The sequence below is a fragment of the Halostagnicola kamekurae genome, assembly GCF_900116205.1.
In the GTDB taxonomy this organism is placed as follows: Archaea; Halobacteriota; Halobacteria; order Halobacteriales; family Natrialbaceae; genus Halostagnicola; species Halostagnicola kamekurae.
In genome coordinates this window covers 416077-440801 of record NZ_FOZS01000002.1, presented here as the reverse complement: position 1 = coordinate 440801, position 24725 = coordinate 416077, and the positions used below count along the sequence as shown (strand labels likewise).

At 62.6% G+C, this 24725-nt stretch carries 22 protein-coding genes and 1 pseudogene; 8 read left to right on the top strand and 15 right to left on the bottom strand.

Going from position 1 to position 24725, the window contains the following annotated elements; genetic code table 11:
* Positions 1-124: 124 nt before the first annotated feature.
* The gene (locus tag BM348_RS10030; RefSeq protein ID WP_092904509.1) at positions 125-715 is read left to right on the top strand and encodes a 50S ribosomal protein L15e; all 591 of its coding nucleotides are present in this window, start codon (positions 125-127) and stop codon (positions 713-715) included.
* Positions 716-993: 278 nt separating this feature from the next.
* Entirely contained in the window at positions 994-1428 is a 435-nt protein-coding gene (locus tag BM348_RS10025; RefSeq protein ID WP_092904507.1) for a universal stress protein, read from the top strand.
* A gap of 66 nt (positions 1429-1494) precedes the next feature.
* Here the strand turns inward: BM348_RS10025 and glmS are convergent, their stop codons facing one another.
* On the bottom strand, positions 1495-1947 hold the full coding sequence (gene glmS / locus BM348_RS10020; RefSeq protein WP_092904505.1) for a methylaspartate mutase subunit S: 453 nt from the start codon (positions 1945-1947) through the stop codon (positions 1495-1497).
* A 101-nt stretch (positions 1948-2048) separates the two neighbouring features.
* Positions 2049-2765, bottom strand: a complete 717-nt coding sequence (locus BM348_RS10015) for a phosphoribosyltransferase family protein (RefSeq protein ID WP_092904503.1) — start codon at positions 2763-2765, stop codon at positions 2049-2051.
* A 594-nt stretch (positions 2766-3359) separates the two neighbouring features.
* Between BM348_RS10015 and BM348_RS10010 the strand changes: the two genes are divergently transcribed.
* Positions 3360-3794, top strand: a complete 435-nt coding sequence (locus BM348_RS10010) for a hypothetical protein (RefSeq protein WP_245779431.1) — start codon at positions 3360-3362, stop codon at positions 3792-3794.
* A gap of 53 nt (positions 3795-3847) precedes the next feature.
* Here the strand turns inward: BM348_RS10010 and thrS are convergent, their stop codons facing one another.
* From thrS to pyrE, 3 genes are all read right to left on the bottom strand, one after another.
* Positions 3848-5806: a threonine--tRNA ligase gene (gene thrS / locus BM348_RS10005; RefSeq protein ID WP_092904501.1), complete on the bottom strand. Its 1959-nt coding sequence runs from the start codon at positions 5804-5806 to the stop codon at positions 3848-3850.
* Positions 5807-6018: 212 nt separating this feature from the next.
* Positions 6019-8160, bottom strand: a complete 2142-nt coding sequence (locus tag BM348_RS10000; RefSeq protein WP_092904499.1) for an NERD domain-containing protein — start codon at positions 8158-8160, stop codon at positions 6019-6021.
* 57 nt (positions 8161-8217) lie between these two features.
* A complete protein-coding gene (gene pyrE / locus BM348_RS09995; RefSeq protein WP_092904497.1) occupies positions 8218-8748 on the bottom strand; it encodes an orotate phosphoribosyltransferase in 531 nt (176 codons plus the stop codon).
* 140 nt (positions 8749-8888) lie between these two features.
* Here pyrE and BM348_RS09990 point away from each other — a divergent pair, with 140 nt between their 5' ends.
* Both BM348_RS09990 and BM348_RS09985 read left to right on the top strand, forming a co-directional pair.
* Positions 8889-9905: an alpha/beta hydrolase gene (locus tag BM348_RS09990; protein ID WP_092904495.1), complete on the top strand. Its 1017-nt coding sequence runs from the start codon at positions 8889-8891 to the stop codon at positions 9903-9905.
* Positions 9906-10352: 447 nt separating this feature from the next.
* Entirely contained in the window at positions 10353-11009 is a 657-nt protein-coding gene (locus tag BM348_RS09985; RefSeq protein WP_092904493.1) for a lactate utilization protein, read from the top strand.
* 206 nt (positions 11010-11215) lie between these two features.
* Here the strand turns inward: BM348_RS09985 and BM348_RS09980 are convergent, their stop codons facing one another.
* The gene (locus BM348_RS09980; protein ID WP_092904491.1) at positions 11216-11659 is read right to left on the bottom strand and encodes a transcriptional regulator; all 444 of its coding nucleotides are present in this window, start codon (positions 11657-11659) and stop codon (positions 11216-11218) included.
* A 214-nt stretch (positions 11660-11873) separates the two neighbouring features.
* Between BM348_RS09980 and BM348_RS09975 the strand changes: the two genes are divergently transcribed.
* Complete coding sequence (locus tag BM348_RS09975) at positions 11874-12503, top strand: aminopeptidase (protein ID WP_092904489.1); 630 nt, start codon at positions 11874-11876, stop codon at positions 12501-12503.
* A 57-nt stretch (positions 12504-12560) separates the two neighbouring features.
* Here BM348_RS09975 and BM348_RS09970 read toward each other — a convergent pair whose 3' ends face one another.
* Positions 12561-13106 (bottom strand): CDP-2,3-bis-(O-geranylgeranyl)-sn-glycerol synthase, encoded by a 546-nt coding sequence (locus BM348_RS09970; protein WP_092904487.1) that lies wholly within the window; start codon positions 13104-13106, stop codon positions 12561-12563.
* A 133-nt stretch (positions 13107-13239) separates the two neighbouring features.
* Between BM348_RS09970 and BM348_RS09965 the strand changes: the two are divergent.
* Positions 13240-13902 (top strand): annotated as a pseudogene (locus BM348_RS09965) (DUF502 domain-containing protein); the annotation flags it as partial.
* Between the two features lie 343 nt (positions 13903-14245).
* On the opposite strand, the gene BM348_RS09960 reads toward BM348_RS09965, so the two are convergent.
* The 8 genes from BM348_RS09960 to glpK form a co-directional block, all read right to left on the bottom strand.
* Entirely contained in the window at positions 14246-15175 is a 930-nt protein-coding gene (locus tag BM348_RS09960; RefSeq protein ID WP_092904485.1) for a branched-chain amino acid transaminase, read from the bottom strand.
* A 151-nt stretch (positions 15176-15326) separates the two neighbouring features.
* Positions 15327-16019 (bottom strand): 3,4-dihydroxy-2-butanone-4-phosphate synthase, encoded by a 693-nt coding sequence (ribB, locus tag BM348_RS09955; RefSeq protein WP_092904483.1) that lies wholly within the window; start codon positions 16017-16019, stop codon positions 15327-15329.
* Positions 16019-16723 (bottom strand): DUF120 domain-containing protein, encoded by a 705-nt coding sequence (locus tag BM348_RS09950; RefSeq protein WP_092904481.1) that lies wholly within the window; start codon positions 16721-16723, stop codon positions 16019-16021. The genes ribB and BM348_RS09950 overlap by 1 nt, the downstream gene beginning before the upstream one ends.
* 204 nt (positions 16724-16927) lie before the next feature.
* Positions 16928-17905 (bottom strand): 4-demethylwyosine synthase TYW1, encoded by a 978-nt coding sequence (gene twy1, locus BM348_RS09945; RefSeq protein WP_092904479.1) that lies wholly within the window; start codon positions 17903-17905, stop codon positions 16928-16930.
* Between the two features lie 215 nt (positions 17906-18120).
* Positions 18121-18447, bottom strand: coding sequence for a hypothetical protein (locus tag BM348_RS09940; RefSeq protein WP_245779430.1), 327 nt, complete (start codon positions 18445-18447; stop codon positions 18121-18123).
* A 639-nt stretch (positions 18448-19086) separates the two neighbouring features.
* Positions 19087-19767 (bottom strand): HAD-IIB family hydrolase, encoded by a 681-nt coding sequence (locus tag BM348_RS09935; protein ID WP_092904476.1) that lies wholly within the window; start codon positions 19765-19767, stop codon positions 19087-19089.
* Between the two features lie 345 nt (positions 19768-20112).
* Complete coding sequence (locus BM348_RS09930) at positions 20113-21186, bottom strand: hypothetical protein (RefSeq protein ID WP_092904475.1); 1074 nt, start codon at positions 21184-21186, stop codon at positions 20113-20115.
* A gap of 3 nt (positions 21187-21189) precedes the next feature.
* Entirely contained in the window at positions 21190-22731 is a 1542-nt protein-coding gene (gene glpK / locus BM348_RS09925) for a glycerol kinase GlpK (protein ID WP_092904473.1), read from the bottom strand.
* 310 nt (positions 22732-23041) lie between these two features.
* On the opposite strand from glpK, the gene glpA reads away from it, so the two are divergent.
* Positions 23042-24724, top strand: coding sequence for an anaerobic glycerol-3-phosphate dehydrogenase subunit GlpA (gene glpA / locus BM348_RS09920; RefSeq protein ID WP_092904471.1), 1683 nt, complete (start codon positions 23042-23044; stop codon positions 24722-24724).
* The last annotated feature ends 1 nt before the right edge of the window (position 24725 follow it).

Sequence of the window (24725 nt, the reverse complement as noted above, 5' to 3'; positions counted from 1 at the left end):
AGTTGCAGACGACTCGCTGGTCCGCGGGCGACAGCGGGCACCTGTTCGACGCACGTCACAGGTCGGGATGTGGAACGCGAGAATCGACTCGAGTTCTGAACCAGGAAACGCCCGCAGGTACACAATGGCACGAAGCTTCTACTCCCACATCAAGGAGGCATGGAAGAACCCGGGCGACGGAAAGCTCGGCGAACTGCAGTGGCAGCGCAAGCAGGACTGGCGCGAGCAGGGCGCGATCGAGCGGATCGATCGCCCGACGCGACTGGACAAGGCGCGCGAACTCGGCTACAAGGCCAAGCAGGGGGTCGTCCTCGCGCGCGTCTCGGTCCGAAAGGGAACCGCCCGAAAGCAGCGACACAAGGCCGGTCGACGAACGAAACGCCAGGGCGTCAACCGGATCGGTCGCCGCAAGAACATCCAGCGGATGGGCGAAGAGCGCGTCTCCCGAAAGTACCCCAACCTGCGGGTGCTCAACAGCTACTGGGTCGGGGAAGACGGCAGCCAGAAGTGGTTCGAAGCGATCCTCATCGATCCGAACCACCCGGCGATCGAGAACGACGACGACCTCAGTTGGATCTGCGACGACGACCACACGAACCGCGCGTTCCGCGGTCTCACTAACGCCGGCTCGTCGAACCGCGGTCTCAACACTCGCGGCAAGGGCGCGGAGAAGGTCCGCCCGTCGAACAACGGCGGTCGCGGCGGCGCGAAGTAACCGTCGCGGGCGCTTTTCGAGATTTCTCGTTGCAGACGACGCTTTCCGGCAGACGATTCTCTCTGTGGACGATTCCCTCCTGTCGATGCCGCCTTCGAGTCGCGCCGCCGATTTCGAGTCGCGCCGCTGCCCTCTATCACGACGCAATCCTCGAGCCACGACCTACCCTCGAGCCTATTTCAGGAACGAGCGACGCGACGTGCGGCGTCGTTTCGAATCTACCCACCGGGCGAGAATTCAGGTCGACACTTATTTGGGTCCCGTGCGTTCTCTCGCGTATGTCCAAACGTATCGTCGTCCCGATTGACGACTCGGATCGTTCGGTCGACGCACTCGAGTTCGCCGTCGACGAGTTTCCCGACGCCGAGATCACGGCGCTGCACGTCCTCGATCCCGGGGACTTCTACGCGGCGACCGGCGTCGACGGCGGCGCGATGGCCAACTACGAACAGATCTACGAGCGCCACGAACAGCAGGCAGACCGGATCCTCGAGGACGCGGTCGACCTCGCCGCCGACCGCGGCGTCGAGATCGATACGGACCGCGTCATCGGCGGCATCTCGCGGTCGATCGTCGACTACGTCGAAGAACACGACGCCGATCAGATCGTCGTCGGAAGCCACGGCCGGACCGGCGCGAGTCGGATCCTGCTTGGAAGCGTCGCCGAAACCGTCGCGCGGCGCTCGCCGGTTCCCGTAACGATCGTCAGGTAAGGACGGAGACGCGTTGAAAACGGTGTCTCGACGCGAACGCAGTCGACAGCGGATTCTCCAGTGACTCTACACCGAGACGGTTCGGCTTCCTTCGCGTTCGGATTCGGGCGGCCGGATATCGAGATCGGCACGCAGCGCCTCGATCGCATCTTCCGGGTCGGTTTCGGAGTTGAAGACGCGATCGAACCCCATCGCGCGGAACTTCTCTCGAGTCTCCTCGAAATCGGTCTGACCGACGGAGAGATTGCCGCCGATGTAGGTCGTCACGTCCTCGAGGTCCGCCTCGGCGACCAGTTCGTGAAAGCCCTGACAGTCCTGCTCGGCGTGGCCGTACAGCGACGAGACGAGTACAGCTTCGGCGTCGTGATCCGTTGCCGCGTCGACGAACTCCTGTTGGGAGCTCTGGACGCCGAGGTTGACGACGTCGAATCCGGCAGCGTTCAGCGCCTGCTCGAGGATCGTGATGCCGACGACGTGGGCGTCGGAGCCGATCACGCCGAGGATAACTGTCTTCGTCATTGTCGTACCTCCACAGTCTGCGGGGAACCACATAAACCTAATGATTCATCATGTTGTTTATTCCCAGGTGGGACTCCGGGAGTGGGAGTCGACCGAGCCCCTCACGCGTGGACGGAGGTCAGCGCGTCGACGACTGCCTCGGTCCGGCCGCGAACCCGGCGAATGCCGTCGTCACCGGCCGCGATCAGCGCGAACACGCCCGCGACTTCCGCCCCGGCGGTTTCGACGATGTCGAGCAGCAGTTCTTGGGTTTCGCCCGAGCGGATGAGATCGTCGACGACCAGCACCGACTCGCCCTCGTCGATCGACGATTCGGGCAGGTAGTAGGTGATCTCGATGCCCGAATCGAGGCGTTCGCGGGCCTCGATGAACTCCTCGACGGCCGTCTCCTTTCGTTTCTTCGCGTAGGCACACCGCGTTCCGTAGTAGCTCGCCAACGACGCCGCGAGCGTGATTCCGTCGGTGGCGGCCGTCAGAACCACGTCCGGTCGATCGAACCCGAAGCTGTCGGCGACGACGGGCGCTGCGAGGTTCAAAAACGGCTGGTCGAAGACCACGCCGGAGTTGTCGACGTATCCCTCCTCGTCCACGCGGATCCGCGCCTCGAGTTCTTCGGCGATCGCGTCCTTCCCGAGATCTTCGACGACCGCCCGAGCGCGATCGGTCCCCGGCAGGACGTGGCCGTTGACGTACCGGTTGAGATCGCCCGCGGGGAGGCCCGTCTTGGCCTCGAGTTCGTCGTAGGTGCGGGTTTCCTTGAGCATACACAACACGTCGACGGCGCGCAACTGGAGAGCGGCTTTCTCGGCTCTGTTCATACCGATATGCACGATCCCACAAATATGTGTATTTTGATTGAATATCCGTAGTGGACCATCACGAACGTGAGTGGTTCCCGTGCGGTGGGCGAGTCTGTCGCGACCTCCCAAGTCGACGGCGTAATAGTCGCCTGCGGATACTCGGGATGACCAGTATCGCGGTTGACGGATACCACATGGCATACGATAACGGTCTAACCGGTGATGAAACAGATCGGACGCCGGTTGCGACGACTGGAATCATGCTCGAAAAAGGACCTGAATTCGTCGAGTATACGCGGCTTTCTGCCATATTCACGTACGTTTGGAAAGGAACACGGACGAAACCGGAATATCTATCGGGTATCCGCCATCGTTCAGTATCTCGCCGAATTCGGAGCGATTCGAAGCGTATCAGCGGTTCCAGCAAACTCGAGGCGAGGACGACACTGAACGAGATACGTTCGAAATTCGGGCCGAAGACGTACTGTAATCGGTGGCCCCGGTCAATAATTAGTCTCAATCAGTTATCTATTTCAACACGTATATTTGCGTTCGGAAACCACCACTAACAATGACCGATAGGCGCACTGTGAGACAACCAACTGGGTGCCTATGACTGATACCAAACCGTACCGTCGGCGTGAGTTTCTCGGGACAGTACTGGTGGTTGGATCCACGACGGCCGGCGGCTGTCTGGACGTGCTTCGTGACGAGGAGTACAAATACGAGAACAAAGCCCGAATCACGATTATCAATTCGTATTACGAGAACGAGACGACGACGTTCGAATTTACAGCCAGAGCGAAGAACGGCACAGTGATCTACGAAGACGAGTGGGAAGTGACGAAAAGTCACGAGTTCACCTCTGATCCGATCCCCGATGAGGTACGCACTATCGAGTACCGGACCGACGACGGTGAAAACGGCGTCGTCTCAATCCCTGCCGAACCGGAGTGTCCACCGCATCCGAGTGTGTCACGCAAAATCGATCTTTACTATGATTATGATGGTGGTATGACATACAGGGATGAAGTACACAGCTGTTGATCGCGCGCACATAGATTCAGATCGAGGTCGTCGCTGCAGTACGGCCTGGGACGCTACTCGTCCTGCAGGAAATCCGGCTCCGTCCGCTGCTCGCCGCGTTCGGCCTCGAGGTGGGCCCGGAACGCGTCGACATCGACGTCGTACTCCTGGTCCTCGAAGCGGTCGCGAACCGAGATGTTCCCGTCTTCCTCCTCGTCGTCGCCGACGATGATCTGGTAGGGGACCCGGTCGTCGTGGGCCGCGCGGATCTTCCGCTCGAGCGTCGAGTCCCGGTCGTCGACCTCGACGCGGAACTCGTCGAACTCGTTGGCGACGCGGTGGGCGTAGCCGAGATTCGAATCCGAAATCGGAAGCACGCGAACCTGTTCGGGGGCGAGCCAGAGCGGGAAGTTGCCCTCGTAGTGCTCGATGAGCATCATGAAAAAGCGCTCGTACGAGCCGTAGAGGGCCCGATGGATCATGACCGGGCGGTGTTCCTCGTTGTCCTCGCCGACGTAGGAGAGGTCGAACCGCTCGGGCATGTTGAAATCGAGCTGGACCGTCGGGCCGTCCCAGTGACGGCCGATGGCGTCCTCGAACGCGAAGTCGATCTTCGGGCCGTAGAACGCGCCGTCGCCCTCCTCGACGTCGTACTCGAGGTTTCGGTGCTCAAGCACCGACCGGAGCTGAGACTGGGCTTTCTCCCAGATTTCGTCGCTGCCGACGCTCTTTTCGGGACGCGTTGCAAGCGCCATCTCGTACTCGAGGTCGAACGTCTCGAGGACGTCCGTGATCATGTCGATGACCGTCTCGACCTCGTGTTCGATCCCTTCCGGTTCGACGAACAGGTGACCGTCGTCGATGGTGAACGCCCAGACGCGAGACAGGCCGGAGAGTTCGCCCCGTTGTTCCTTGCGATACACCTTCCCGTTCTCCGCGTACCGGATCGGCATGTCGCGATAACTCCAGGACTGGTCCTGAAAGATGGCGGCGTGGCCGGGACAGTTCATCGGCTTCAGGCCGAACTCGTCGTCGCCCACGTCGAAGATGAACATGTCGTCCTCGTAGTTCTCGTAATGGCCCGAGCGGTGCCAGAGGTCCGTCTTGAAGACGTGGGGCGTCTCGACGTAGTCGTAGCCCGCGTCCTCGTTGAGGTCTTCGACGAAGGACTCGAGCTCTCGCAGGATCGTCTTCCCCGGCGGGTGATACAGCGGCAGGCCGGGGCCGGTCACGTCCTGAATCGAGAAGAGGTTCATCTCGTTGCCGATCTTGCGGTGGTCGCGCTCTTCGGCCTCCTCGAGGCGCTGTAAGTACGCCTCGAGGTCGGACTCGTCCTCGAAGGCGGTGCCGTAGATGCGGGTCTGCATCGGGTTCTCCTCGTCGCCGCGCCAGTACGCGCCCGCGATCTCGAGCAGTTTCACCGCGCCGATCTCGCCCGTCGACTCGACGTGGGGGCCGGCACAGAGGTCCTCCCACTCGCCCTGACTGTAGAAAGTGACACGCTCGCCCTCCTCGGCGAGTTCGGAGAGGAGCTCGAGTTTGTAGGGCTGGTCGGCAAGCCGTTCTCGGGCCTCCTCGACTGAGACTTCCTCGCGTTCGATCTCGTAGTCCGCGTCGACGATTGCCTCCATCTCCGCCTCGATCTCCGCTAAGTCCGATTCGTCGACGTCGAGGTCGTCGAAGTCGTAGTAAAAGCCGTCGTCCGTCGGCGGGCCGATGGCGAGTTTCGGCTCGTCGTAGAGCCGTTCGACCGCCTGTGCGAGACAGTGGGCCGCCGAGTGGCGCATGACCCGGAGGGACTCGTCCGATCCCTCGGTGATGATCTCGAGTGCCGCGCCGTCGTAGGCAGGTTCCTCCTTGGCGACGAGGTCGCCGTCGAGTTTTCCGGCGACCGTGTCCCGGCCGAGTCCGGGGCCGATCTCGTAGGCGCAGTCCTCGACCGTCGCGCCGGCGTCGACCTCGAGTTCCGACCCGTCCGGTAGTACGACGCTGATCTGTTCCGATGACTGTGATTGTGGATCTGGTTCTGACATGGCTGTGGCTATTGTTGACTGGTGAACTTCCGTAACTGCGAGAAGTTCGGTCGGGCATCCGCGTGTGCCGCTCTGCTGTGAGGTGAGGCCGACACAGCGAGCGGTAGGTGAGGGTTAGAAGTGGGCGAAAGCCCCTGTAAAGCGGACACCTACCATCGTAGATACGGATTATCCCGAGCAGGATAAAAGCGTTGTGATGGTGTGTTGGTCCGTTAGAACTGGTCGAACGACGTTGCTATCGTCTCGTCATTTCCGATTTCGTTCTCGAGATTGGTCGGATTTGGTGCAGGGAATGTTAGCACCGGGTCTTCGTCAGTAACAGCGGTAATGAGTTGGTTGAGTTCTCTGAATATTCCGTTCCCGCTACCAGTTCCAGTAAGTTGGCACCACGCTCGAGTTCGGGTCAAACCAACGAACGCCTCGTTTCGCGGGCTAACACGGTTATCGTGCCAGTAAGGGTTCTCCAGGTACTCGAGATTTAGCAAGTAGACGGACGCCGCTTCGTTTCCTTTCGCACGGTTGATCCCGGAAATTGTTACTGCACCCTGTTCAGCGAAGACGCTCTTGTTGCCGTCCCAAACGAGATTGCCGTCGACAGAGCGTTCTGCGAGCAGATCGGTTAGTCGCTGCCCGATCGATCGGATATCGGTAATCGAGCCAAGTGGGATCGCGAGGACGTGTTCGGGTTCGAGTCCATGCTCTTTTACGTCTACCGCAATGGCATCAGCAACGGCGTTCAATTCGTCTTCTTTCCGCTCGAACGTATCGAATCCGACGAACGGTTTTGCCTCCGGGTCATCAGAGAGTGGGTGTGGCGAGTGTACCTGTGGGCGACGGATGGATACTGGTTCACCCGTTCGACGGAAGTCGCCCTCGAGTACTTCGTAACCGATGTCCTCCCAGCCCTCCTGTGTGGTAATTGCCTGCACGGCACCGCGGTCGCTCGTTAGTCCCATTCCGAAACCATGGGCCAGCAACAACACGGACCGTGGCGTTCGATACGATTTTCGCATAATCTGGCTCTTTTGAATACCGCCTGTATACGAGCCGCTCAGATCGACTGCCGGTTCACCAGCATGGTTCGTTCCAAAGATCCGCTTTGGGCTTGGCGCAGAGAGGCTCGTGAGGTTCTGTGCCTCGTCATATGCCCAGATGAGCCGTTTTGGTGGTTTTAACGCTTCATAACACATTTTATAAAAAGATGGTTCCATATCCTGTGCTTCATCGATAAGGATTGCATCATAACGCTCCTGGATTGGCGCATCGTCAACGAGTTGCTGACAACAGGATTCGAGTAATTCTCCGGGGCTTCCATCACCAAATGCATCCTGAGCCGAACCAACATGATGCGGAGAAACACCGGCATCCTGCGCGATTTTGTAGTACATGCCGTGTTCACGCTTCCCTCCCCACCCATGAAGGACTTCGAGACGGTCCCAGTCGGGTTCCTTACCGCCAAAATCAGCGTAGAAGTTCCGTATCGAATCCCGAATCGTCTGATAAAGACTGCGGGTATTGAACGTCACCGCTATTTTCCAGTTGGGGTGTTTCACATGCATTGCGGCCGCCTTTCGTGCTAGCAGTGCAGTTTTACCCGAACCCGCAATGCCGCGAATCTGCTGGGGACCATCGGGGATCTGAACTCCGATCTCTTCCTGTCGGTCGTCGAATCGTTTCAATCCCTTTTCGACGGTTTCGTAGAGTCCTGCCTTCGTATCCCTGTCTGCCAACACTGGACCCCGTTCGCCACTGATTGCCTGGCCGCCGCCGAGAACAGCCCGTGCGTCTTCGTACTGTGATCGAGTAAGAACATCGTCGCCCGGAAGTGATTCGAACACATCTCGAAGTGCGACCTTCGAGAGATCGTCCTGCAAGATCACACGGGGCGTTGATGGAAGAGTGTCAAACCCGCGTCGCTTCCACTCCGCTCGAGTCACGTTTGGAAGTGCGACTATCGGTGTCATTACGATGTCACAGTTTCCCCGCTCGTCGACCAGTGATCGTTCTCGCATCATCGGAGAACGTAGTCGGAACCCGTGATCTCGTGCCTGTGAGTACGGAGCAGCTGTATCCTGACTGATTCCAGAAAGTGTCCATTTTGCGCCCTCGATTGAGCGGATGTGATCGATCTTGTATCCCTTACACTCGATCACAACGAGGCCATACTTACGATGAAGAACGACGAAATCAGCCTCCCGATCGAGATCATTGTTCTGCTGGTCGACAATTGGAAATCGATAATAGCAGACACCGATATCGTCGGCCGTAAAACACCGCTTGAGACGATCCCACACGGTTAGCTCCGCCTCCACTCCACGTCCTGTCTCATCGTACTCTGCGGCGACGAATTTCACGAGTAGTGTCAGGAAACCGCCTGTAATAAACGATACGGCTGCGTCGTCGAAGGGTTGTTACTGATTTTTATTGGCCAACAACTCGCTCGCGGTCACGAGCGACTCCATCTCGACGCCGGCGTCCTCGACGGTCTCCCGGCCGCCTTCCTCCCGGTCGACGACGACGAGCGCCCGCTCGACCGCCGCGCCCGCGTCCCGGAGCGCCTCGACGGCGTCGACGAGGCTCGTTCCCGTCGTGACGATGTCCTCGACGACGACGACTTCCTCGCCGTCATCGAGTCGGCCCTCGACGAGGTTCGCGGTGCCGTAGTCCTTGCGCTGCTTTCGCGCGATGACGTATGGAACGCCCGCGGCGACGCTCGTCGCGGCGGCCAGCGGAACGCCGCCGAGCGCGACGCCGCCGAGTTTGTCGTCGGCCCCGAGTCGGTCGGCGAATGCCTCGGAGATGGCCTCGAGACAGTCGGGATCGGTCTCGAAGAGGTACTTGTCGACGTAGTACTCGCTGGTCCCGCCGTGGGAGAGTTCGAACTCGCCGAACCGAACTGCATCGGCCGCCCGTAGCGCCTCGATGAGGTCCTGGTTGGTCATGCTCGTAGCAGTGACCCGAGGCGAAATAAGCGGTGTGAAACGCGACCGACCGCGGTGGCGACGACGGCGGTGCGATTTGACTCGTCGACCGGATTTCCGTCGACCGTAGCTTTTTGGCCCGGTTCGAAGTATACAGTCTCATGACACCTTCTCGCGACGGCGACTCACGCGCAGCGTCTCGAGCCGAGGAACCACACCCCGACGTGCGGGCGTTTCTCGAGGTCTACGAATCGCTCGACACACCGGATTTCAGCGAGATCACACCCGAAATGGCTCGAGAGCAATTCACGACGATGCTCGGGGGCGGCGACCCGGCCGTCGAGCTTCCCGCGGTCGAGGACCGCAGTATCGACGCCCCGGACGGCGAGGTCCCGATCCGGCTCTACGAGCCGAGCCAAGATCCCGATCCCGATCGACCGCTGATTCTGTACTTCCACGGCGGCGGTTGGGTCATCGGCAGCGTCGACACCCACGACGGAAGCTGTCGAAAGCTCGCCGACGAGTCGGGCTATCCGGTCGCCAGCGTCGACTATCGGCTCGCGCCGGAACACCCGTTCCCCGCCGGGCTGCGAGACTGTTACGCCGCCCTCGAGTGGGCCGAAGCCGCCACCTGCGACCGCGACACCGCCGAGGCGGGAGGCGGCATCGCGGCCGACAGCGACCGGATCGCCCTCGCGGGCGACAGCGCCGGGGGTAATCTCGCCGCGGCGACCGCGCTGCTCGCTCGAGACAGAGACGGTCCCGATATCGCGGCACAGCTGCTGATCTACCCCGTGACGGGCGACGCAACCGAAACCGAGTCCTACGAGGAAAACGGCGAGGGCTACTTCCTGACCGCCGAGGAGATGGCCTGGTTCGAGGACCACTACCTCGCGGACGACGTTCAGCGGGGGAACGTCTACGCAACACCCCGACGCGCGGCCGACCTCTCCGGGCTCCCGCCCGCGACGATCCTCACCGCCGGCTTCGACCCGCTCCGGGACGACGGGGCGGCCTACGCCGACCGGCTCGAGGCCGCGGGCGTTCCCGTCACCTACCACAACTACGACGACATGATCCACGGCTTCTTCGGCATGGTCCAAGAGCCGGCGAACTTCGAGCGAGCCCACGAGGCCTACAGCGACGCGATCGCGGATCTGCGGGCGCGACTCGAGTGACAGCCGAACCGCGTCTCGAGTACCACCTCATAATGTAATGGTGCGCGCTGGCGAGCCGCTCGCGGCCCGCCGAAGCCGTGCGAGGGCGGCGGTGAACGGTGAGGGCTGAACGAAGTGAAGCCCTCGACCAGTGAGCGGCGAGCGGAGCGATCCGCGAACGGAGTGAACCGCCGCGGTTGGGGAGGATGAGGCTGCGGCGGGTGGGATCGAAAGGGGGCTTTCAGGGCTGTTGAATATACTGCGGTGTCATATATACTGAGATGTCATAGAACGATCCTTCTAGCGTTTATTTCCCCCCATTCGCACTGAACTATCCGTTCGCTACACGTGCTTATTGATCGCAGACTCCCATATCGTTCGAAGTTACATTGGAGTAACCACCTAACACCGGTATCCGCGAGCGCTTAAGATGCCAACAGCCCCATACAAGGATACGGATCGCTCAATATGTCACAGGAAAAATCAGATTTCGTAGCTGAGACCGAAATCGACACCACACTCGACGAACTACCGACCGACGAGGCCATCGAGGAGACCGTCAAGAACCTCGAGAGTAACGGCTTCGACGTCGTCGTCACGGAATCGGCCGAGGACGCTCTCGAAGTGCTCCAATCGCGAATCCCCGCCGACGCATCGGTGATGAACGGCCACTCCACGACGCTCGAGGAGATCGGCTTCGACGAGTATCTCTCCGAGGGTGACCACGAGTGGGAGAGTTTGCCGGACGAAATCTGGAGTATCAACGACGACGCGAAGCGCCAAGCCGCTCGTCGTGAGTCACAGACTGCGGATTACTTCCTCGGCGGGATTAACGCGGTCTCCCAGACCGGCGAACTCGTTGCGGCCGACCGTTCCGGTAGCCGGATCGGCGCGTACCCCTTCGCCGCGAGCAATGTCGTCATCGTCAGCGGCGTGAACAAGATCGTTCCGACGCTCGAGGACGCACTCGATCGCCTCGAGTCCGTGGCCTATCCCCTCGAGAACGAACGAGCGAAAGAGGCCTACGGCGTCGAGTCAGCCATCGCAAAGCAGCTCATCTACCGCCAAGAACTCGAAGAGGGCCGCACGACCGTCGTGCTTGTTCGCGACCAGTTGGGGTACTAACAAGCCGATTAGGGTCGGATACAGGTTTCCACAGCGCAGAGATTGCTGTGGAACGTTTCTGTTCTTATCGTTCGTCGGAGAGTCGCAGAGAAGGTGTACAAACCGTTCTATGACGCCCTCTATACTCTCGAGTCGGTTGCAGCGTTTGAGTCCTCGCGGAATCCGATTGTAGCCTGCCCTCGAGCGAACCGCCTATTCGTCTCCACTCACTCCGAGTTCGGCCGCGGCATCGCCTCGAGTTCCTCGATTTCGCCGGTCTTTTCGACGCGTTCGTACTGCCGTCGCCACGGCTCGCGCGGGAACAGGTCGTTTCGATCGAACAGCGCGCGCGCGTCGTCGGTCAGCCGATAGAACTTGTAGGGGAACCCGCGCGTTCGTTCGCCCGGCGGGATCTCGAGTTCCTCGAGCACGCCGACGCTCCGGAGGGTCTTGAGGTGGTTTCGGATGGCGTCTTTCTCGAGGCTCGGATTCATGTAATCGAGTTCGTCGACGCTGGGCGCGCCCTTCGGGTGGCCGATGACGTCGGCGATGAGATTCGCGCGAGTCTTGTCCGTGGCTTTCTGGAGCGCCCGCCACGCGTTGAACTCCATCGCAGGTCCCACGTTCTCGCCGCCACCGCCGCCGTTTGGCTGGGACGTTTGCGGGTACATAGTGGCCACTACAGCCCCGCGCGACATAAACACTTGGTTGCTGAATGCAACTGTTTGCTTGAGTGTTTCTCAACTGTTTCTCAAGCAATTCTCGAGTGTTCCTCAAGTATCCTAAGAACAGCGTTCAAGTAGCATTCGAGCGGTTCTCGAGCACCGCTAATTTAATACCGCAACTGATGGGAACGTTGATTAGTTCGTCGTTCGTTGTCGGCGTATGTCGAATCCCGACGAGTCCATCTCGAGTGCGCCCGACGACGGCTATCTCGAGGGCGTCGATCCCGACGCGGTCCGCGAGGCCGACGGAACGTCGCTTTCGCTCACGCCGACTCAGCACGAACGGCTGAAAAACCGCCTCCACGGGGAGCAGTTCGACTCCCTCAGACGCGCCGACGGGCGATATCTGGTGATCGGCCGCGGCGGCGACGAGGGGCCGGGTGCGCGGCGACAGCGAGTCTGTGACGTACTCGAGGAGCGCCGGTCGGCGACCGCCTTTCGGCTCGAGGACTTCGGATTCACCAGCGAGGAACTGGAGCTGTGGGCCCCCGCCTTCGACATCCTCGCCGGGATGGCGACCCACGTCGTCGGGGTACTCGAGGACTACGACGGCGGGCACGTCTGGGAACTGGGCTTTCTCTACCGGCAGCAATCTCACGTCAGGGACGTCCTCTGGCTGCTCAAACGCGTCTACGACTCGGAGTCGGAACGCCGCGAAAAGTACGACAACGGCATGGCCGCCTCCCACTTGGCCGCACTCGAGGAGGCCGCCGGTGATCACGTTATACGCTGGTCCGACCCCGACGACCTTCCCGAGGCGGTGAGCGAGATTCCCGCGACGCTCGAGTAGCACCGATACCGCGGCGAAGATACTCGCCTGCGAAAATAAGACGGGAGCCGGCCGAAATCACCAAGGCTCGTTCTTCAATCCGAGTTTGTACGCGATCATGTTGGTCGCCACGTGCAAAAGCGGCGTGAGGACGACGATAACGAGGACGACGTCCCACGTGAACCACTCGAAGAACCACTCCATCGCCAGCAACGCCGTCAGCGGCAGCGACACGACGACGAAATCGAGCTGGTCGACGCCGGGGAACATGGCCCCGCGCTGGCGACCCGTCCGCCGTTTCGCGAACGACGCGAGGATGTCACCGAGCATCGCGCCGCCGGCGAGTCCGAGCGCGGCCAGTGGAGTGAACTCCGGGAGGTCGAATCCGACCGCGTCGCTGACCGACGGTTCGGCGACAGTGAGAATCCCCGCGAGTACGAGCCCCGCGAGAACGCCAACAGCGGTCCCGCGCCAGGATTTTCCGTCCCCGAGAACGCGTTTGTCGCCCCACATCCGACCGCCGTCGATGGGCCGTCCGCCGCCCGCCAACACGGCCGCGTTGTTGGGAACGTACGCCGGCAACATCACCCAGAACGCGACCGCGACCGTCTCGAGTAGTGTCATATCCACCGGAAGGGACCGGCGTGTCTTAACCGGTTGTGATTTCTCTCGAGTGCGCGATTCGAACTCGGTCGGTCGGAACCCGGCGGGTCACTAAAGGGAAGGGCTCTTAATCCCCTAGTGTGAGAATCACTACATGGCTTCGTGGAAACGGGACTTTGCGAGCGGCCTGATCGTTCTCGGGCCGATCCTCGTTACACTCTATGCGATCTACTGGGTCTACGGACTTATCGCCGGCTTCGTTCCCGGTGTGATCCTCGAGCCGGAGGCGCTCGAGTGGCTGATCGGTGGCACCAGTGCCGAGGCCCAAGAGACCCGCGCGCAGCTCGCACAACTGCTTCGCGTCCTGGTCGTGCTCACCGTCTTTACGATTCTCACGTTCTCCATCGGTTATCTGATGCGGACCACCGTCGGAGGACTCTTCGAGCGACTCGTCGACGACATCGCGAACCGCGTCCCGGTGTTGCGGGTCGTCTACAACGCCTCGAAGATGGCCGCCGAAACGGCGTTCGGTGAACAGGAGTCGCTGCAGAAACCGGTCAAACTCGAGACGTGGGACGGGCTTCGAATGACGGCGTTCAAGACGGGAAAGGAGACCGATGACGGACGCGTCGTACTCTTTTTGCCGACCTCCCCGAACATCACGACGGGATTCGTCGTCGAGGTCGAACCAGAGCGGGTCGACGAACTCGACGAGGACGTCGAGGACGCACTGACGCGGGTTCTGAGCGCCGGCTTCGGCGACGCGGAGAACGATCGTCGGATAGACGCGGGCGTCCCAATCGACGTCGTCGACGAGCGCGTCTCCGAGGTGAAAGAGTCGGTCAACGAGCAGACCGCCGAGGTGAAGCGATCGATGAGCGAACAGACCTCGGAGGTCAAAGAGACGGTGAGCGAGCAGACCACAGACGTCAAAGAGAGCGTCAAGAAACAGACCTCGGAAGTCAAAGAGACGATGAGCAAACAGACCGCAAACAGTGAAGAGCAAAACTCCACCAGCGGTGACGCCCGGTCCGAGACCACCGACGGCGACGGGACGCCGGATCAGAGCGACTGATTCGCGTGGAGACTCGAAACGGGCGGCTCTCGAGAAACGACGGTTTCGTACGGCGTATTTCGGGACCCGTTTCGACGGGCGCTCCCTAGACGTAATCGAACCACTCGTCGTACTCGTCGGTTCGGCGTTCGACGACTTCGAAGAACTTCGACTGGAGCTCTTCGGTCACCGGACCGCGAGAGCCGTCGCCGATGACGACGTTGTCGACTTTTCTGATTGGAGTCACTTCCGCGGCGGAGCCGGTAAAGAACAGTTCGTCGGCCGTGTTGAGTTCGCCGCGTGAGATCGAGACGGTGTCGTGGACGGTGTAGCCGAGGTCTTCGGCGAGCGTGATGACTGTATCGCGCGTGATGCCGTCGAGGATCGATTCGGACAGCCCCGGCGTGTAGATCTCGCCGTCACGGACCATAAACAGGTTTTCGCCGGGCCCCTCCGCCACGTCGCCTTCTTTGTTGAGGACGATCGCTTCCGCGTAGCCGTTTCGGCGCGCCTCCTCGCCCGCGAGCATGCTGTTGACGTACAGCCCCGTCGTCTTCGCGTTCGTCGGAATCTGGCTCGAGGCGTGTTTTCGCCACGAGGAGACCATCACCTCGATGCCGTTCTCGAGGGCGTCCTCGCCGAGGTAGGCCCCCCACGGCCAGACGGCGATGGCGGTTCTGGTCGGGCAGTCACCGGGGCTGACACCCAGCGAGTTGTAGCCGTAGAACGCGATCGGGCGGATGTAACACGACGCGAGATCCTGTCGCTGGATGAGTTCGACGGTCGCCTCGGTCAGTTCCGCTCGAGAGTGGTCGATCTCCATCTCGTAGGGCTTGCACGACTGATACAGTCGTTCCAAGTGCTCGTCCCAGCGGAAGATCGCCGGCCCCTGCTCGGTGTCATAACAGCGTGCCCCCTCGAACACGCCGCTGCCGTAGTGAAGTCCGTGGGTCAACACGTGAATCTGTGCGTCGTCCCAGTCGACAAACTCGCCGTCCATCCAGATCGTGTCGACGTCCATCTCGTCGAATCCCATACGCGGGCAGACGTAACGCTCCGTAATGAACGTTCGCGGTTTCGATCGGACTCGCTGCGATCGACGGCGACGGGTCAGCCGAGGAATACTGACGCAGAACTCACTCGAGGCGTGTCGACACAAAACTCACTCGAGCGTATCGACGCGGAACTCAGCCGAGACGCTCGAGCACGTCGCGTCCCTCGAGGTAGGCGAAGTCGTAGCGATCGGCGTATGCGCGGGCGTCCGCGGGGGTAAGCGCCTCGCCCGTTTCGTCGTCGAGCATCTCGCAGACGACGACCGCGGGAGTGAGATCGGCGGCGTCCGCGAGCGCCAGCCCCAGTTCGGTGTGGCCCTCCCGCTGGGCGAGCAGGTCCGGGGCGGCTCTGAGGAGGTGGACGTGTCCGGGGACGCGAAATTCCGCCGCGAAGTCGGTCGCCGACGGCTCGGCGGCGGCCTCCCCGAGGGCGCGGATCGTCGTCGAGCGGTCGCTGTCTGTGATTCCCGTGTACGTGTCCCGATGGTTGACGGTAAAGGAAAACGAGGAGCGTTCGTCGTAGCCCAGTTCGTGGTCGGCCGCCGCGGGGTGGTCGACCTCGTCGGTGAAAAACGGCAGGTCGAACGCCTCGGCGACATCGTGTGAGAGCGCGACGCAGACGAGCCCGCCCGCGTCGTTGCGCAGGCGAGCGACGGCGTCGGGGGTGACGGCGTCCGCGTGATAGATGAGATCCGTCTCGCCCTCGCGATCCGCGGCGTCGTGAACGAGAAGCGGCTCGCCCGAGCGGAACGACTCGAGGGACCGCCGGAACTCGCTCTCGGAGAGCGTCGACTGCGGCTCCGTTCCGGGTCCGGTCTCCGTCCGCATCACCGATCACCCACGGAGACCGTCACGTGATCGTCGTCCTCGAGGTCGAGTTCCTCCCGGAGTTTGTCGGGGGCGATGACCTCGAGCTGGTCGTCGTCGTGGTGCGTTCGCTCGGGCGCGATCGTGTGTGCGGTTTCGTAGGTCTCGCCGTCGGCCGTCTCGACGGTCGCCGGATAGCAGACCGCCGGGCCGTAGGTCCGGTCGTCGTCCTCCCAGCCGTCGATCGGAACGGGCTCGAGCGACGACATCGCGCTGCGGCGTCGAACGCTGTCCTCGCGGAGGTCGACGTTGAGCGTTCCGGGGAACGGGTCGTAGCCCAGTCGCTCCTCGAACTGTCGCTGGTAGCCGGGCAGCGAGATGTAGTGGCGCCCCTCGCCCATTCCGCTGGTGATCGTCCCCTCGAGTTCGACCTCCGCGCCCGTCTCGAAGATGCGACGGTAATCCTCGTATTCGGCCCGGAGCATGCGTTCGCCCTCATCGGTGACGACGACCCACTGGCCGTCGCTTACGGTTTCGCGCTCGACCAGGTCCGCGCTCTCGAGTCGCTGGAGCCGACGCGAGGCCGTCTGGTTCGAGGCGTCGAGCCGATCGGCGAGCGCAGAACAGGAGATCTTCACGTCGCCGAAGAGTCCGCCCTCGAGCGCGAGAAGTTTGAGAACCGCGAGTTCGTCGTGCCCGACCGCGGATTCGGTTGCCGATGACATGGCCGGGAGTTCGATCGGTGCGCATAAAAGCATACCGGATATGGAATGCAATCCAGAACTGAGATGGTGTTTGCGAGCGTTTATTCGCGGTACCTCACATCGGGAGACCACGGACAAAAGGCCACTGGTACCCGCTTCGGACCGATGAGAGTTCGAGCGAGATACGTTCGGCCGTCCTCTCCCCGACGGATCGCAGGAGCCCAGTCAGTCGCTCGCTAGCGGGTCGTCCGCCCAGAACTCGCTGTCTTTCTTCAGCTTCGGCACCCAGGTGTCTTTGGTCTTCGAGAGCAGGGCGACGTTCGAGGCGGGGACGCCCTTACACTCGGTGAACTCCGGCATGTGCTCTTTGACGTCCTCGGCGAACGCCACGATCTCCTCGTGGTCGGGCATCGAGTCTCGATCGAGTCGGCCTCGAGAGTGTCCCACGTGCATGTAGGCTTTGAGCTCGATGAAGTCCGGATCGGCCCGCTGGTAGTACGCCGCGTAGAGGTCCGGACTGTGCATGTTCTCGCCGTCGATCAGCGTCGTCCGCAGGACCGTCCGCGTCTCGTCTTTGCCGGCGAGGACGTCCATCGTCTCGAGCAGTTTCTCCCAGGCGTCGTCTTCCATCGCCTGAACGACCTGATCGAAGGTGTGGCGTTCGGGCGCGTCGACGCTGATGTACAGCTGGGTGGGATCGCACTCGCGGATGACCTCGGGGCGAGTGCCGTTCGAGACGAGGAACGTGGTAATCTCCCGGTCGTGGAACGCCTCGATGAGCTCAGGGAGATAGGGGTACAACGACGGCTCGCCGTCGAGGGAGATGGCGACGTGGCGCGGCTCCATCGCCTGCTCGAACACCTCGTCGGGGACCTTCTCGTTCCCGCCGAAGCCCGAGAGGAGCTTCTTCTGGAGGGAGATCGAGGCGTCGACGACCGCCTCGGGATCGTCCCACTCGACGCCGTCGAGTTCGTAGGCGTGGCCCGCGTGGTCGCGCCAGCAAAAGACGCAGCGTTCGTTACAGCGCACGACGGGCGTCATCTGGATACAGCGGTGGGACTCGATTCCGTAGTAGATGTTCTTGTAGCACTTGCCCTCCCCGCGCAGGGCGTTCGCGGTCCAGCCACACGTCTGGGCGGCCGTGTGGTTCTCGCTGTGGTAGTCGGGGTCGGAGACCTGCAGTGTCTCGTCTGAATCGCTCATGGGCGAGCATCGCAGTGCCGGGACAAAAGACGTGTGGTGACGGTCGGACCGCCACGCGGCCCTCGCTCGAGCAGAGGATCATACGCGGACTGGAGGATCGAGCGTGCGCTCGAGAAGGTCGGGCGTGCCGACTCGAGTACGTCCTCTATCGACGGTCGTCCGACGAGAAAAACGGCTCCGAGCAACTGTCGTCTGGCGGGAGAACGGCTACTACCTTACGGGAACAGCGGTCGGCGTTTCGCCGCGTTCCAAGCGTCTCGAGCGAACAGCGTCGCCTTGGAAATCGACCCGCGCACGGGAGCGGCGTCGTCCGGCGAGCGATACATCGCGATCAACGACCACATGATCGTCGTCGCCATCGCCCCGAGCGCCGAAAACGTCATGCCGAGCGTCGTGAACGTGAACGCGTAGGTTCCGCCGACGACCATCGACGGAACGCTCGTCCCCAGCGGGACGCGAGCACTGACGTCGCGCAGCGTCGGCGCGAGAAAGACGATCGAAAGTGAACTTCCAATCATGAACACGAAGTCTTGCCACATCATCGACTCAAGCTACTGGATGGCGAGTAAATATAGCCTTTGATTCAGAAGGTGCTAGTTGTGAATATATTCAATAGAGATTGAGTGTTCCCGCCGGAGAGCGCTTGCTAACGCCGGGAACGGCAGTGTTCTACATTAACTACAATGAGCGGTTTCGAGTCGAAGTCAGTCACCGTTGCGGTCGAACGCGCCGGCGCGACGGGCGACGCGCGGCGTCGCAATCGAGTGATTGTCAACCGGCGCGCTCGCTCGAGTGGGCACGCGCGCGAGTTATGTGAGAGTCGGGCCGTGCGAGAGAGCGCCGGGAGCACGCACAGGAGGGCGTCGGACGCGTACGGTGGTACAGCGGTGTCCCGGTGAGCGCCCTGGCGGTAGCCGGGCAACGAGCGTCTCGCGACGATCGGACGGCGAACGATAACCGCGAGAGAACTGACCCGACGAGAGATATCGACGCAATCGATCGTGCGCGTAAAGAGAACTAGGTAGTATCGTATTACTCCGATCGAACGGTTCGAAAACCGGTATTGAAGGGTCGAACTCGGAGCAATATGTTATTACTCGACCGTTCACGCGCGCCCCGATCGGTGGGAAGGAATCCCGGCCGATGGGGACACACCGGGCGAGAGGAACGAAAGCCGCGACTCAAGCGGACCGAATTCGCTCGAGCAACGCCAGCGTTCCGTCCGCGTGGGCGTCCGCGAGCACCTCGTCGGCGGCCGCTCGAGCGGCCGCGTCGGCGTTGGCGACGGCGAACGATCGGTCGACGACCTCGAACGTCGAGACGTCGTTCTCGGAGTCGCCGACGGCGACGGCCTCGCCGAGATCGATATTGGTGTGTTCGGCGATCGTTCGAACGCCATCGCCCTTGTTCGGTGCCGCGTCCTTGACGTGGTAGGCGTAGCCCGTGTCCACGACCTCGAGTCCGTAGTCGGTGGCGATCGCCCGAAGCGGTTCGACCGGCTGGTCGTACTGAACGGCGATTTCCGTCTCCCGCCAGCGGTTGACCGTGTCTTCGGGCCCCCAGCCGAGGCCGTAGCCCGCGGCCTTGTACTCGCGCGCGACGGCCTCGGCGGCCTCGCGGTCGGCGGTGAAGAAGACGTCGTCGCCGGTGTAGACGACGCCGCCGTTCTCGGCGACGACCAGTTCCGGAATCCCGGCGAAGTGACAGAGCGCGACGGGATAGGGGAAGGCCTTCCCGGTCGCGATCACGATCGGCGCGTCCCACTCGAGAAGCGGGTCGAAGATCCGGGGGTCGATCCCCCACCCCTCGGGCCGGGTCAGCGTGCCGTCGATGTCGAGAACCAGCGGTGGGTCGGCGGTCATGGCCGTCACTCGAGGGCTGAGCGACCTAAAGGGGTCGGTTCGGGTGTGCTCGCGCTCGAGAGGTCTCATCGGGAACTCCGTTTTCGACTCGAAAAGTGGTTCGAGTGAGCCCAAGCGTTCTGCTATCGTGGCAACAAGGAGTAACCACACCCTCCCCAACCGATTCGCTCGCTCCCGACGGTCGCTCACTCATCCCTCGCACGATGTCGGACCGCGGTTCGCTATTCGCTCACCGCGGTCCAGCACGCGCCACCTCACGTCGGTTTCTCGAACCCACGTACAGAGAGTAAATCGAGCCGCTACCGGTATCGCACGGAGAAAAACGATGATCGAATCCCGGCTCGGTTACAGCCCGAGATAGCCCGCGTTAGGCAGGAGCCCAGCCAGATAGAGCACCCCGAGCACGAGCATGAACGCGGCGATGGCCATCGCCGGCGGGTCGACGTGCGTCCCGGAGTGCGAGTAGAACACCCGCTGGGACAGTTCACCGATGAGGGCGCTGATCGCGCCGAACGCGCCCGCGACGAGCAACACGATCGGCTCGCTCCCGATGGCCGCCGCCGCGATCACCGCGCCCGTCGACCCCAGCAGCGTGATGTGGTGGGTGACAGGGATCTTCTCGACGCCGAGGTTGAGAAACAGCAGACTCATCGCCGAGATGGCGTAGCCGAGGAAGATGCTGCCGGTCTGGAGCCAGATGAAGCCGCCGAGGATTCCGCCGACGATCCCGATGGCGGTCACGCCGGCCCACTCGTACTGGTGAGGGAGCCAGGGTTCGGTCGCCAGTCGGTCGCTCTCGGTCCCGCCGTCGGCGGCCACGCGCATTTCCTCGCGCTCGAACGGCGACATGTCGAGGATGCTCGAGCCGCCGACTCGACCCACGATCGGGTACCCGAACGCGAGTCGCGCCAGGAACGCCGTCGCCACGACCGAGAGCGCGATGTTGTCCGTCGGGAAGCCGACGGCGTCCAGTCCTTGCGTGATGAGCATCCCGAGGGCGCCGAAGACCGCGCCGACCGCGAGGATGTCGGGTTTGGTACCGAACGCGTAGAGGATATCCTTCCCAAAGTGGTAGTCCCAGTCGTTGGGTTCCATCTCCGGATACTTCCGCCCGGCGTAGGCGGTCGCGGCGACGCCGCCGGCGAAGGCGATGTGCGGGCCGGTGACCGGGCCGAACCCGATCGTCTCGGTGACGCCCGTCGCGAGTTCGCCCGAGGGAACGACGTCGAGGCCGCCGATCGCTCCCTCGAGGATCAAGAGCCCCTCGCCGAGGAAGACGACGAAGCCGGTGAAGACGAACGAGGGGAGCGCGCCGAGTGCGGCACCGAACGCGCCGCCGGCAAGCGCCGCGATGAGCAGGACGGCGAACGCTTCGAACTCCATGCCGAGTATCGGAATCTGAAGCACTAGTCCGTTCATGGCTCACTCCTCCCCGTCCCGCGCCCAGTCGCGCGATCGATCGACCGCGTCCGACCACCGAGCGTACATCCGGTCGGCCGCGTCGGCGTTCATCTCCGGTTCGAACTCCCGATCCACCTGCCAGTTGTCGCGCAGTCCCTCGACGTCGTCCCAGTAGCCGACGGCGAGGCCGGCCGCGTAGGCCGATCCGAGCGCCGTCGTCTCGTCGACGACCGGCCGCGAGATCTCCGAGCCGATGATGTCGGCCTGCAACTGACACAGGTAGTTGTTCTTCACCGCGCCGCCGTCGACCTTGAGCGAGGTCATCTCGATGCCCGAGTCGGCTTCCATCGCCTCGGCGACGTCGCGGGTCTGGTAGGCGATCGACTCGAGGGTCGCGCGAACGATGTGTTCCTTGCGGGTGCCGCGGGTCATGCCGAGGATCGTCCCGCGTGCACGCTGATCCCAGTGGGGCGCGCCCAGTCCCGTGAACGCAGGGACGACGTAGACGCCGTCGGTCGAGTCGACGCTCCGGGCCAGCTCCGCGGTCTCCGCGGGATCGTCGATGAGCGAGACGTCCTCGAGCCACTCGATCGCCGCGCCGGTGATGAAGATCGAGCCCTCGAGAGCGTACTGGACCGGTTCGCCAGAGCGCTGGAACCCGATCGTCGTGAGCAGGCCGTGATCGCTCTCGACGGCCTCCTCGCCGGTGTTCATGAGGAAGAACGAGCCCGTTCCGTAGGTGTTCTTGGCCTCGCCGGGATCGAAACACGTCTGGCCGAACAGCGCGGCCTGCTGGTCGCCGAGCGCGCCGGCGACCGGCACTTCCGCCTCGAGGAATCCGTCGGGATCCGTCGTGCCGTAGGTCTGGTCGTCGCTCGAGGGCCGAACCTCGGGCAGCATCTCCTCGGGCACCCCGAACTCCGCGAGGAGGTCGTCGTCCCACTCGAGGTCGTGGATGTTGTACAGCATCGTCCGCGAAGCGTTGGTCACCTCGGTGATGTGGTTGCCCGTGAGGTTGTATATGAGCCAGCTATCGATGGTGCCGAAAAGCACCTCGCCCTGAGCCGCGCGGTCGCGGATGTCCTCCGGTCGACTTCGCTCGAGTTTGATCGGGTCGGCGTTCTCGAGCAGCCACTCGGCTTTCGTCGCGGAGAAGTAGGCGTCGGCCTCGAGGCCCGTCTTCTCGCGGATCTCCTCGACCATCCCCTCGCTCTCGAGCTGTTCGACTCGATCCGTGGTTCGCCGGTCCTGCCAGACGATCGCGTTGTGGACCGGTCTGCCGGAGTCGGCGTCCCACAGCAGCGTCGTCTCGCGCTGGTTGGTCACGCCGATGGCCTCGAGTTGGTCGGGGCTGATCCCCGCCTGGCCGAGCGCGGTCGTCACGACGCTCTTTGTCGCGTCCCAGATCTCCATCGGGTCGTGTTCGACCCAGCCGGGTTCCGGGTAGATCTGCTCGTGTTTCTCGTACGCGTTCGCGACGACCTGTCCGCCGTGGTCGAAGACGATGAACCGCGTGCCGGTCGTTCCCTGATCGATTGCGCCAACGTATGTCGGATCTGTCACTGGTAGTCACCCTGGAAGTCACGCGATAGTTTATCGACGATCGCGTGTTAGTGGTAAACAATATCTACGATCGTGATAAATGTTTCCGTGCATACTCAAAGTCCGACGGATCGAGATCGAACTGGAACCCGGTATAGACGATGGAAACTGCAGCTTCACGGTATCTCTCGGGCCCTGGCAATTCACGGCATACGGTACAATCACACACCACATAGTACTTCGGGTCGAGTCGGTGCGATCGAATTTATTATGGATGGTTGTACGGTGTCGATAAAATAAAGAGGACTGGGCCCAACGTGTTGGTGAAGGGATGGCACACGATACGGAGGTCCTCGTTCTCGGCGGCGGCTCGACCGGCTGTGGGACCGCCAGGGATCTGGCGCGGCGCGGACTCGAGGTGACTCTCGTCGAGCGAGGCAACCTGACTGACGGAACGACCGGCCGAATGCACGGGCTGTTACACAGCGGCGGGCGATACGCGGTCTCCGATCAGGCCAGCGCGACCGAGTGCATCGAGGAAAACGAAACGCTTCGCGAGATCGCGGGCCACTGCGTCGAGGAGACCGGCGGCCTGTTCGTCCAGCGCCCGGAAGACCCGGACGAGTACTTTCGGGAAAAGCTCGAGGGGTGTCGGGAGTGTAACATTCCGGCCGAAGTCCTCTCGGGACGCGAGGCCCGCGAGGTCGAACCCTACCTCGCGAGCGACGTCAAGCGGGCGATCGAGGTCCCCGACGGCGCGGTGGATCCGTTCAGGCTCTGCGTCGCGAACGCGATGGACGCGGAGAACCACGGCGCGCGCGTCGAAACCCACGCCGAGGTCGTCGACCTCCTGCGGGACGGCGACGACGTCTACGGCGTCGAGGTGAGACACGATTCGGGACCGGGAACGCGAGACCACGGCGCGGCCGGCACCACCGAGGAGATCACCGCCGACTACGTCGTGAACGCGACCGGCGCGTGGGCCGGACAGATCGGCGCGATGGCGGACCTCGAGGTCGCGGTTCGACCCTCGAAGGGCGTGATGACGATCATGAACGTCCGGCAGGTCGACACCGTCATCAACCGCTGCCGTCCGAAAGGGGACGCGGACATCGTCGTCCCCCACGAGACCACCGCGATCCTGGGGACGACCGACGAGGAGGTCGACGACCCCGACGACTACCCCGAGGAGGAGTGGGAGGTCGACATGATGATAGATACGCTCTCGGAACTGCTCCCGATCCTTTCGGAGTCGCGAACGATCCGCTCGTTCTGGGGCGTTCGACCGCTGTACGAACCGCCGGGAACCGGCACGCAGGATCCGACCGACATCACCCGGGACTTCTTCCTGCTCGATCACGACGACAGGGACGGCGTCTCGGGCATGTCGACCATCGTCGGCGGGAAGTTCACCACCTACCGGGCGATGGCCGAGGAAATCGCAGACCACGTCTGTGACAAACTCGGCGTTCGCGCGAGCTGTGACACCGCCGACGCGGCGCTCCCCGGCAGCGAGAACCTCGCGGTTCTCGAGCGCGGGATGGACGACTTCGGGCTCCGGTCGCCGGTCGCGCGACGCAGCAAACAGCGACTCGGAAGTCGATCCGAGGCCGTCCTCGAGACCGAGGAGCCGAATCCGGTGCTCTGTGCCTGCGAGGGCGTGACGCGAGCGGAGGTACAGGACGCGATCAATCAATCGGGCTCGGATCTCAACGCGGTTCGGATCCGAACTCGGGCCTCGATGGGGAACTGTCAGGGCGGCTTTTGCTGCCAGCAGTTGGCCTGCGAACTCCACCCCGAGTACGACGAGGCGACGACGCGGGCGGCGCTCGACGAGCTGTTTCAGGAGCGTTGGAAGGGCCAGCGCCACGCCCTTTGGGGCGAACAGCTCTCGCAGGCGATGCTCAACTACGCGCTCCACGCGACGACGATGAACCGAGACCGGGATCCGGCGGGTGTCGACGAACGGATCGCCTTCGACGCGTTCGACGGCGGTCCGGGGGGCGAGCGCTGAG

Coding starts and splice junctions, on each gene's coding strand:
- BM348_RS10030 (WP_092904509.1), top strand. CDS start 125: ATGGCACGAAGCTTCTACTCCCACATCAAGGAGGCATGGAAGAACCCG.
- BM348_RS10025 (WP_092904507.1), top strand. CDS start 994: ATGTCCAAACGTATCGTCGTCCCGATTGACGACTCGGATCGTTCGGTC.
- glmS (WP_092904505.1), bottom strand. CDS start 1,947: ATGACGAAGACAGTTATCCTCGGCGTGATCGGCTCCGACGCCCACGTC.
- BM348_RS10015 (WP_092904503.1), bottom strand. CDS start 2,765: ATGAACAGAGCCGAGAAAGCCGCTCTCCAGTTGCGCGCCGTCGACGTG.
- BM348_RS10010 (WP_245779431.1), top strand. CDS start 3,360: ATGACTGATACCAAACCGTACCGTCGGCGTGAGTTTCTCGGGACAGTA.
- thrS (WP_092904501.1), bottom strand. CDS start 5,806: ATGTCAGAACCAGATCCACAATCACAGTCATCGGAACAGATCAGCGTC.
- pyrE (WP_092904497.1), bottom strand. CDS start 8,748: ATGACCAACCAGGACCTCATCGAGGCGCTACGGGCGGCCGATGCAGTT.
- BM348_RS09990 (WP_092904495.1), top strand. CDS start 8,889: ATGACACCTTCTCGCGACGGCGACTCACGCGCAGCGTCTCGAGCCGAG.
- BM348_RS09985 (WP_092904493.1), top strand. CDS start 10,353: ATGTCACAGGAAAAATCAGATTTCGTAGCTGAGACCGAAATCGACACC.
- BM348_RS09980 (WP_092904491.1), bottom strand. CDS start 11,659: ATGTACCCGCAAACGTCCCAGCCAAACGGCGGCGGTGGCGGCGAGAAC.
- BM348_RS09975 (WP_092904489.1), top strand. CDS start 11,874: ATGTCGAATCCCGACGAGTCCATCTCGAGTGCGCCCGACGACGGCTAT.
- BM348_RS09970 (WP_092904487.1), bottom strand. CDS start 13,106: ATGACACTACTCGAGACGGTCGCGGTCGCGTTCTGGGTGATGTTGCCG.
- BM348_RS09960 (WP_092904485.1), bottom strand. CDS start 15,175: ATGGGATTCGACGAGATGGACGTCGACACGATCTGGATGGACGGCGAG.
- ribB (WP_092904483.1), bottom strand. CDS start 16,019: ATGCGGACGGAGACCGGACCCGGAACGGAGCCGCAGTCGACGCTCTCC.
- BM348_RS09950 (WP_092904481.1), bottom strand. CDS start 16,723: ATGTCATCGGCAACCGAATCCGCGGTCGGGCACGACGAACTCGCGGTT.
- twy1 (WP_092904479.1), bottom strand. CDS start 17,905: ATGAGCGATTCAGACGAGACACTGCAGGTCTCCGACCCCGACTACCAC.
- BM348_RS09940 (WP_245779430.1), bottom strand. CDS start 18,447: ATGATGTGGCAAGACTTCGTGTTCATGATTGGAAGTTCACTTTCGATC.
- BM348_RS09935 (WP_092904476.1), bottom strand. CDS start 19,767: ATGACCGCCGACCCACCGCTGGTTCTCGACATCGACGGCACGCTGACC.
- BM348_RS09930 (WP_092904475.1), bottom strand. CDS start 21,186: ATGAACGGACTAGTGCTTCAGATTCCGATACTCGGCATGGAGTTCGAA.
- glpA (WP_092904471.1), top strand. CDS start 23,042: ATGGCACACGATACGGAGGTCCTCGTTCTCGGCGGCGGCTCGACCGGC.